The sequence below is a fragment of the Streptococcus sp. 339 genome, from assembly GCF_013277285.1.
Classification (GTDB): Bacteria; Bacillota; Bacilli; order Lactobacillales; family Streptococcaceae; genus Streptococcus; species Streptococcus pseudopneumoniae.
In genome coordinates, this window is record NZ_VMMR01000120.1 from 1 (window position 1) to 8,476 (window position 8,476).

The 8,476-nt window shown below is 38.7% G+C and carries 9 protein-coding genes and 1 tRNA gene; 1 reads left to right on the forward strand and 9 read right to left on the reverse strand.

The features are described from left to right. Nucleotides 1-214: 214 nt before the first annotated feature. From HT736_RS11110 to pbp2a, 6 genes are all read right to left on the reverse strand, one after another. A tRNA-Glu gene (locus HT736_RS11110) sits at nt 215-286 on the reverse strand. A gap of 94 nt (nt 287-380) precedes the next feature. Continuing rightward, complete coding sequence (locus tag HT736_RS11115) at nt 381-860, reverse strand: sigma-70 family RNA polymerase sigma factor (RefSeq protein ID WP_172931047.1); 480 nt, start codon at nt 858-860, stop codon at nt 381-383. Between the two features lie 120 nt (nt 861-980). Further along, nucleotides 981-1,517 (reverse strand): transcription termination/antitermination protein NusG, encoded by a 537-nt coding sequence (gene nusG / locus HT736_RS11120; RefSeq protein ID WP_000376734.1) that lies wholly within the window; start codon nt 1,515-1,517, stop codon nt 981-983. A gap of 54 nt (nt 1,518-1,571) precedes the next feature. After that, complete coding sequence (secE, locus tag HT736_RS11125; RefSeq protein WP_001210991.1) at nt 1,572-1,748, reverse strand: preprotein translocase subunit SecE; 177 nt, start codon at nt 1,746-1,748, stop codon at nt 1,572-1,574. 9 nt (nt 1,749-1,757) lie between these two features. Then, on the reverse strand, nt 1,758-1,910 hold the full coding sequence (rpmG, locus tag HT736_RS11130; RefSeq protein ID WP_001809375.1) for a 50S ribosomal protein L33: 153 nt from the start codon (nt 1,908-1,910) through the stop codon (nt 1,758-1,760). 52 nt (nt 1,911-1,962) lie between these two features. Next, the gene (gene pbp2a, locus HT736_RS11135) at nt 1,963-4,158 is read right to left on the reverse strand and encodes a penicillin-binding protein PBP2A (RefSeq protein WP_172931048.1); all 2,196 of its coding nucleotides are present in this window, start codon (nt 4,156-4,158) and stop codon (nt 1,963-1,965) included. Nucleotides 4,159-4,244: 86 nt separating this feature from the next. On the opposite strand from pbp2a, the gene HT736_RS11140 reads away from it, so the two are divergent. After that, on the forward strand, nt 4,245-5,120 hold the full coding sequence (locus tag HT736_RS11140) for an RluA family pseudouridine synthase (protein ID WP_078144442.1): 876 nt from the start codon (nt 4,245-4,247) through the stop codon (nt 5,118-5,120). Between the two features lie 68 nt (nt 5,121-5,188). Here the strand turns inward: HT736_RS11140 and gap are convergent, their stop codons facing one another. From gap to HT736_RS11155, 3 genes are all read right to left on the reverse strand, one after another. After that, nucleotides 5,189-6,196 (reverse strand): type I glyceraldehyde-3-phosphate dehydrogenase, encoded by a 1,008-nt coding sequence (gene gap, locus HT736_RS11145; RefSeq protein WP_000260684.1) that lies wholly within the window; start codon nt 6,194-6,196, stop codon nt 5,189-5,191. Between the two features lie 176 nt (nt 6,197-6,372). Continuing rightward, the gene (locus HT736_RS11150; protein WP_166735446.1) at nt 6,373-7,674 is read right to left on the reverse strand and encodes an ABC transporter permease; all 1,302 of its coding nucleotides are present in this window, start codon (nt 7,672-7,674) and stop codon (nt 6,373-6,375) included. After that, complete coding sequence (locus HT736_RS11155; RefSeq protein ID WP_172931049.1) at nt 7,643-8,326, reverse strand: ABC transporter ATP-binding protein; 684 nt, start codon at nt 8,324-8,326, stop codon at nt 7,643-7,645. The genes HT736_RS11150 and HT736_RS11155 overlap by 32 nt, the downstream gene beginning before the upstream one ends. Between the last annotated feature and the right edge of the window lie 150 nt (nt 8,327-8,476).

The window sequence follows — 8,476 nt, forward strand, 5'->3', positions numbered from 1 at the left end:
GACAGATTTATTGTTTTTTTCATTGTTCAGTACTACAACCTTGGTTGTAGTGCCCTGCACATTGGTTCGTCTTGTTCAGTTTTCAAAGGTCTTTGTCACTCGCTTCTCTCAAGCGACAACTATATTAGTATATCACAATCACTTTCGCTTGTCAACACTTTTTTGAAACTTTTTTAAACCTTTTTTCATCAAGTGTTACAACCGCAACATACCATAGTCCGTACGGGATTCGAACCCGTGTTACCGCCGTGAAAAGGCGGTGTCTTAACCCCTTGACCAACGGACCAGAGTTGTTATTTTCAACTCTTACTATTATACAGGCTTTTCTAACTTTGTCAACTACTTTTTCTAATTTTTTTTCATTTTTTTTGCATGACTTCCTAATGGCTACGGATGTCAAACTCTTTAAACACAATACGTAAATCTCTTAACACTCTTTGACGCCCTCGGAAGCGTTCATCTCTTAAGACGCGTTCTAGCTCTTCTTGTTTCTCTTTACTTTGTTTGTTTCTATAATCTCTTAGTGTTTCATGAAAGAGATAATAATCGTCTAGCCAGAGTCCCTCCTCACTTATACGATGACTAATCTCACCTACTTCTTCATATGTTTCTTTATCATATCTCCGTTTTTGACTTTCTTGCTTACGGATATAATCTAAAATCCGATTCCGAAATTTAGTTTTGAAGTATTTCCTTAAACGAGGAATATCTTCTGCCAGCTCTTCTTCTCTACTAATCAATTCATGTAAGCAGAGCATGCCCTCTTGGTCCCAATCCGATAGTTCCCATAAATGAAGGTAATATTCATTTCTACACTTATACACAATTCCCTGGACTTCTTCATACAATTCTTTAATCATTCTTTTCCCCTTTCTGTGTACAGTCTAACAGATTCAGAAACACTTTTGGCACATTTCATCCATTCTGTTCTCTTTATCTCCTAAACTGCACAAAAAAGAGAGGTCTTGCCTCTCTAAGGGTTATAATTCTGCAATTTGGTTTAGGTTTACTTCTGCAACTGTGTCATTACCAAACATAGAGATAATCATCTTCACTTTGTTATTATCAATTTCTGTAATCTTACCAGTGTAATCTGCAAAAGCACCATCAATAATTCGTACAGTTTGACCAACCTCAACATCGAAATCAAATTCTTGAACAGTTTGTCCCATAGATATCAAAATGTCACGAATTTCTTGTTCCAATAATGGAGTTGGTTTTGATCTGTTCCCGTGTGATCCGACAAATCCTGTAACATTTGGTGTGTTTCGAACAACAAACCAAGCTTCATCTGTCATGACCATTTCTACAAGAACATAACCTGGAAAGCGATTTTCTTCTACTTCTTTTCTCTTTCCATTTTTTTCAACTTGCACTGTTTGTGTTGGAATTTCAACGCGTAGAATATTATCCAACATATTGTAGGTTTGTGCACGTTGTAATAGATTTTCTTTTACCTTATTTTCATAACCAGAATAAGTTTGTAAGACAAACCATCCTTTATCAAAACTATCCATGATATTTCCTTTCATAAATAGAAGATTTCTAGTGTAATTAACTCCACTAGCCTTCTAAAAAATGTTAATAAATCGAATCAAACCTGAAACAATCAACTGGTCAAAAATGTAAATAATTACTACAAAGAAAGCTGTGTATTCCATGATAGAACGAAAATCTCTCCAGCTTTCCTTGCGAGTTGGCCATGTTGTGTCTTTAAGAAGTCTAAAAATATCTCCAATAAAACGCATCGCTCTCTCCTATCTCGTTTCTCTGTGTGTAGTGTACTTGCCACAATGCTTACAAAATTTATTTACTTCTAGTCGTGTAGGCTTGGGGTTTCCACTAATCTTGATTGAATAGTTTCTCGAACCACAAACCGCACAAGCTAGGCTTGCTTTTTTTAGTGCCATAACACCTCCATCTTATCTATTATAACAAGAAAGCTAGGCTTTGACAAGCATCTTAGCGAAATAGATTGACTACCGAATCCCATATTGTTTGAGCCTTTTCCTTAATCTTCGCATCTGAGATAGCCCGACTAGCCTCATCTACTAGACTTTGCGCACGACTTCTAATATCAGAAAGGCTATTATCCGCCTGATTTTCTTCATTACTCTGTACTTGATTTCTTGTATTGGCTGGTGCAATTCCATTTTGCTTATACGCATTTTCAACTGTAAAGGTACTTCCTGGTGTATAAGGTAAAATGGTATTTGCAATATTTCTGAAGACATGGGCTGCACCGTTTGAAGTAGATCCTGCTAGATAGTGATTTTCATCAGTGGTCGGAAAACCAAGCCAGTGGCTAATCACTACATCCGGAGTATAACCAATCACCCACTGGTCACTTGTGTACTCCGGATTGAAAACTGCTTCAGTTGTTCCAGTTTTCCCTGCCATGACATAGTCTACAGGCGATGAACTAATACCGGTTCCGTTAGTGAATGTACCCAACATCATACTGGTCATCTTGTCAGCTACAAACTTATCAATCACTCGTTTTTGTGAATTTTTATGGCTTGCAATAATTTGTCCACTAGCATTTTCAATTCTACTAATAAAATGTGCTTCCGGCATTAAACCTTCATTTGCAAAGGCAGCATATGCTTGAGCCATTTGAAGAGGATTGGTTTCGACACCACTTCCCAAGGCGACACCAAGAACACGGTCGACCTTTTCCATGTTGAGTCCGAATTTTCCGCCCGCCTCAAAAGCCTTATCAAGGCCCAAATCATTAACAGTGGCAACAGCAGGTAGATTAAGCGATTCTGCCAAGGCTTGATACATAGGAACTTCTCGACTCGTTTTGATTCCTGCATAGTTATCAACCTTATAGCTGTTATACTGCATGGTATGGTTATCCAAGAGCTTGTTCAAAGCCCAACCTGCTTCAACTGCTGGCGTATAAACAACTAAAGGCTTAATTGTAGAACCAGGGCTACGTTTTGATTGAGTTGCATAGTTGAAATTCCGGAATCCAGTTTTATCATTGTCAGCAACTTGACCGACAACTCCACGAACTCCTCCTGTTTTCGGTTCAAGAGCTACACTTCCTGATTGTGCAAATGTTCCATCCTCTGCTCTCGGAAATAGCGCTGTGTTTTCATAAACAACCTGCATATTTGCTTGGTAGTTTTGGTCCAGCTCTGTATAAATGCGGTAGCCATTATTGACAATTTCTTCCTCTGTTAGATTATACTTAGAAACAGCTTCATTAACAACCGCATCAAAGTAAGAAGGATAGCGGTAATCTGAGATTTTCCCTTCATATTTATCGTGCAATTGCGAATTCATATCAACTTCCGCAGCTTCGGTTTCTTGGTTTTTATCAATATATCCTGCTGCAACCATATTTTGTAAGACAGTGTCACGACGATTGGTTGAATCTTCTACGGAATTCAAAGGATTATACAGTTCCGGCCCCTTGAGCATCCCTGCCAGAGTCGCAGCTTGATCCAAACTCACTTCTGATGCAGAAACTCCAAAGTATTTCTTACTCGCATCTTCTACACCCCACACACCATTTCCAAAATAGGCGTTGTTAAGGTACATGGTTAAAATCTGATCCTTACTATATTTTTTTGTTAATTCTAAGGCAAGGAAAAATTCTTTCGCTTTTCTCTCAACAGTTTGATCCTGTGACAAATAGGCGTTTTTAGCCAACTGTTGGGTAATAGTAGAGCCACCACCTGAACGACCAGCAGTGACAATCGCCAAGAAGAAACGACCATAGTTAATCCCGTCATTTTTATAGAAAGAACGGTCTTCTGTCGCAATAACGGCATTCTGCAAGTTTTTACTGATGTCAGTCAGTTCAACATAGGTTCCTTTTTGACCAGACAAGGCACCAGCCTCCTTTTCTTCACGGTCAAAAATGATAGTCCGAGTTTTCAAGGCGTTTTGCAAATCATTGACATTGGTTGACTTGGCTACAGCAAACAAATAGGTTCCTACTAACAAGCCTGCACTCAAACCTAGTATAACAACGATTTTCGTTAGATGATAGCGACGCCAGAATTTTCGAATCGGACCCACTTGGGCTAATTTTTTTCGATCACTGCGAGAACGACGTAAGCTAGTAGAATCAGAATCCTCTAGTTCACTTGTTTCTTTTTTAAAAAGAGAAAGAAATTTCTCGAATAATTTATCTAATTTCATGCGTTTATTTTATCATCTTCATCATAGGAAGACAAGAATTTAGCTATTTCCTATCCAAATAGGGCTTTTTTTGTTACAATATCTGTATGAAATTCACTTTTACTTTACCAGACTCTCTATCTCAAATGACGGTTAAGCAATTACTGGAGGAACAACTCCTCATTCCTAGAAAAATTCGGCATTTTTTGAGAATCAAGAAACATATTTTGATTAATCAGCGAGAAGTTCATTGGAACGAGATGGTAAGTCCTGGAGATGTTTGCCAGTTGACTTTTGACGAGGAAGATTATCCCGAAAAAGAAATCCCTTGGGGCAACCCAGACTTAGTGCAGGAAGTTTATCAAGATCAACACTTGATTATTGTAAACAAACCAGAGGGGATGAAAACGCATGGTAATCAGCCAAACGAAATCGCCCTTCTCAACCATGTCAGTGCCTATGTTGGCCAAACCTGCTATGTCGTTCATCGTCTGGACATGGAAACCAGTGGCTTGGTTCTCTTTGCCAAAAATCCTTTTATCCTGCCCATTCTCAACCGCTTATTGGAGAAAAAAGAGATTGCTAGGGAATATTGGGCGCTTGTTGACGGAAATATCAACAGCAAAGAACTTGTTTTCAAAGACAAAATTGGGCGTGATCGCCATGACCACAGAAAACGAATAGTTGATACAAAAAATGGGCAATATGCTGAAACGCATGTAAGCAGATTAAAGCAATTCCCAAACAAAACGACCCTTGTCCGTTGTAAACTAAAGACAGGGCGAACCCATCAGATTCGTGTGCACCTTTCGCATCATAACTTCCCTATTTTGGGCGACCCTCTCTATAACAGCAATTCAAAGACGAGTCGGCTTATGCTCCACGCCTTCCGACTGTCCTTTACCCATCCGCTTACTCTAGAGAAATTAAGCTTCACTGTCCTATCAGATACTTTTGAAACAGAATTAAAAAAGAATGGATGATTGTGTCATCCATTTTTAAATATTTGAAAAGCAAGACCAAGAGGCCTTGCTTTTTATCGACTCAAGAATTATTTAGCAATTTTTGCGAAGTATTCAAGAGTACGAACAAGTTGTGCAGTGTATGACATTTCGTTGTCGTACCATGATACAACTTTAACCAATTGTTTACCGTCAACGTCAAGGACTTTAGTTTGAGTTGCGTCAAACAATGAACCGTAAGACATACCTATGATATCTGAAGATACGATTGGATCTTCTGTGTAGCCGTATGATTCGTTTGAAGCTGCTTTCATAGCTGCATTCACTTCATCAACAGTAACGTTCTTTTCAAGAACAGCTACCAATTCAGTAACTGATCCAGTTGGAGTTGGAACGCGTTGTGCAGATCCGTCAAGTTTACCGTTCAATTCTGGAATTACAAGACCGATAGCTTTAGCAGCACCAGTTGAGTTAGGAACGATGTTTGCAGCACCAGCGCGAGCACGGCGAAGGTCACCACCACGGTGTGGTCCGTCAAGGATCATTTGGTCACCAGTGTAAGCGTGGATAGTAGTCATCAATCCTTCAACAACACCAAAGTTGTCTTGAAGAGCTTTAGCCATTGGAGCCAAGCAGTTTGTAGTACATGAAGCACCTGAGATAACTGTTTCAGTACCGTCAAGAACGTCGTGGTTAGTGTTGAATACAACTGTTTTAACGTCGTTTCCACCAGGAGCAGTGATAACAACTTTTTTAGCTCCACCTTTAAGGTGTTTTTCAGCTGCTTCTTTCTTAGCAAAGAAACCAGTAGCTTCAAGAACGATTTCTACACCGTCAGTAGCCCAGTCGATTTGTTCTGGATCACGTTCAGCAGAAACTTTAACGAATTTACCGTTAACTTCGAATCCACCTTCTTTAACTTCAACAGTACCGTCGAAACGACCTTGAGTTGTGTCGTATTTCAACAAGTGTGCAAGCATAACTGGATCTGTAAGGTCGTTGATGCGTGTAACTTCAACACCTTCTACGTTTTGGATACGACGGAAAGCAAGACGACCGATACGTCCGAAACCGTTAATACCAACTTTAACTACCATTAGTGATTTCCTCCTTATGAAAATCATGAAATTTTTATTGTGAAAAGAGTAACTTGAATCACTACAAATCACCTTTCAACAAACCTATTATATAACTATTTAAGTTTAATTGCAAGTACGGGCATTGTTTTTCTATGTTAGTTTCTTTTTACGGCTATAAATCAAGAACTCCCTTACTATTCATATCGTAGCGATTCTACAGGATCCATTTTACTAATTTTACGTGCTGGGAAGTAGGCTGAGACATAACCAAGTAATAGAGCGAAAAGTAGAGTTCCTAAAACAGATAACAAATTTAATTCAAAAACCTTCGTGATGGATGGGTAAAAGTGATTTACAACCGCATTCGCCAAACTTCCCACCCCTTGTGCTACCAAAAAGGCCAGCAGCAAGGCGATCCCTACAATCCAGATAGCCTCGTAAATAAAAATCCCTTTGACATCACGATTTTGATAACCAACTGCCTTCATGACGCCTATTTCCTTAGAACGTTGCATAATATTGATGTAAATGATGATACCAATCATGACCGCTGCTACCACAATAGCTTGTGATGAAAGTACAATCAACAATCCCTGAATGACACGAATAAAAGTAATCACAATATCAAGAACCTTCTGTTGAGAAAGAACAGTATACTTCTTGTTTTTCTGCAATTCTTCTGTTATCGCTTTTGTTTGTGATGGATCTTTGAGTTCCAAGATAAAATAAGATACAGCTTTTGTAAATCCAGCTTCTTTCAAAATCGTTTCCATTTGATGAGACGGCATGAAACTGTTGCTGTCCTCCAGGTCATCTTCATCATTGATTACACGTACAATCTTCGTTTGAAATTGAGCAATCTTACTAGCTTCGGCAGCATTTTCTACAATGCTGGCTGAGACTGATTTGCCAATAACATCATTAGCTGTCAGATTGTTTCCTGTCTGTTCATTCCAATTTTTTAGTAAACTGCTTGGAATCGTCAAACCCTGTTCATTTGCATCCGTATAGAGGGAACCAGCTAACACTTTGTCCGCCTCATTACTACTAACAGAGATACTTGTATCCTCATAGAGACTCACTACTTGAGCATAAGAAGGCATCGTTTGACTCAGATCCATTTCTTGACCATCTATAGTCATATTTGACATGATCATCCCAAAAGGACTCTCCAAATATTTAATAGCTTCTTTTCCAACTGTATCCGTGATGTAGTTCTTATCATCTTGGTTCAAAAAGCCTCGTCCAACATTTTTTGTGTTTAAAGCAATCTGAACTTGTGAAGGGATTTGACCTCCATTCGTATTTTCATCAATCATCGAAATCAATGCATTTCCCAAGCCGAAAGAAATTAAGACTCCTACAAAACCGATTGAGGTTGCTAGCGCAATCAATAGGTTACGCCACTTTCTTTCCAGAAAGTTATTTAAAGAAAGTTTGAATTTATTTTTCAATGATAATCCTTTATTTTTTGACTTCTTCAACGACTTCACCATCCTTCATTTTGATAATCACGTCTGCATATTCAGCAACCTCTGGATTATGGGTTACAATCAGTACTGTTTTCCCTGTTTGGGCTAATTTTTTAAATACTTCCAATACCATTTCTTGGGATTGAGAATCCAGCGAACCCGTTGGCTCATCTGCTACAATCATATCTGGCTGATTTACCAGTGCACGCGCGATTGCTACGCGTTGCTTTTGCCCGCCAGAAAGCTGTTTAACATTTTTAGCTACAAAAGGCTCCATGCCTAAGTTACTTAATTGCTCCTTTGCAATCATTGTCATCTCCCTGTCAGATAAATCTTTGACATAGAGAGGTAATTTGACATTGTCCAAGACAGACTGATGAGGAATGAGGTTAAAGTTTTGAAACACAAATCCAATCTTATCTTTACGAAATTGAGTTAGTTCAATCTCTGATAAGTCACGGAGGGATTCCCCTTTAAACTCTAAATCTCCTTCATATTGTCTATCTAAACCGCTGATGATATTGAGTAGACTGGTTTTGCCACAGCCTGATGGACCGTAAATCGCTGTAATTTTACCTTTTGCAATCTGCAGGTTAACATTTCTTAGAGCCTGCTCTTGATGTTTACCGTCCAAAGTGTAAAACTTTGAAATATTTTTAATGGATAAAATGGACATTCTTTCCCCCTTGTTTAAAACTGTTATCGTCATACATCACACTTATAGAAAATCCTTCAAGTTGATTGACCCTATAGGCCTACTACTTAGAATTTTCTCTCTATTGCCTCGTTTGCTTCTGGATGTATATCAAGTAATACTCTTCGAAAA

Coding starts and splice junctions, on each gene's coding strand:
- HT736_RS11115 (WP_172931047.1), bottom strand. CDS start 860: ATGATTAAAGAATTGTATGAAGAAGTCCAGGGAATTGTGTATAAGTGT.
- nusG (WP_000376734.1), bottom strand. CDS start 1,517: ATGGATAGTTTTGATAAAGGATGGTTTGTCTTACAAACTTATTCTGGT.
- secE (WP_001210991.1), bottom strand. CDS start 1,748: ATGCGTTTTATTGGAGATATTTTTAGACTTCTTAAAGACACAACATGG.
- rpmG (WP_001809375.1), bottom strand. CDS start 1,910: ATGGCACTAAAAAAAGCAAGCCTAGCTTGTGCGGTTTGTGGTTCGAGA.
- pbp2a (WP_172931048.1), bottom strand. CDS start 4,158: ATGAAATTAGATAAATTATTCGAGAAATTTCTTTCTCTTTTTAAAAAA.
- HT736_RS11140 (WP_078144442.1), top strand. CDS start 4,245: ATGAAATTCACTTTTACTTTACCAGACTCTCTATCTCAAATGACGGTT.
- gap (WP_000260684.1), bottom strand. CDS start 6,196: ATGGTAGTTAAAGTTGGTATTAACGGTTTCGGACGTATCGGTCGTCTT.
- HT736_RS11150 (WP_166735446.1), bottom strand. CDS start 7,674: ATGGTGAAGTCGTTGAAGAAGTCAAAAAATAAAGGATTATCATTGAAA.
- HT736_RS11155 (WP_172931049.1), bottom strand. CDS start 8,326: ATGTCCATTTTATCCATTAAAAATATTTCAAAGTTTTACACTTTGGAC.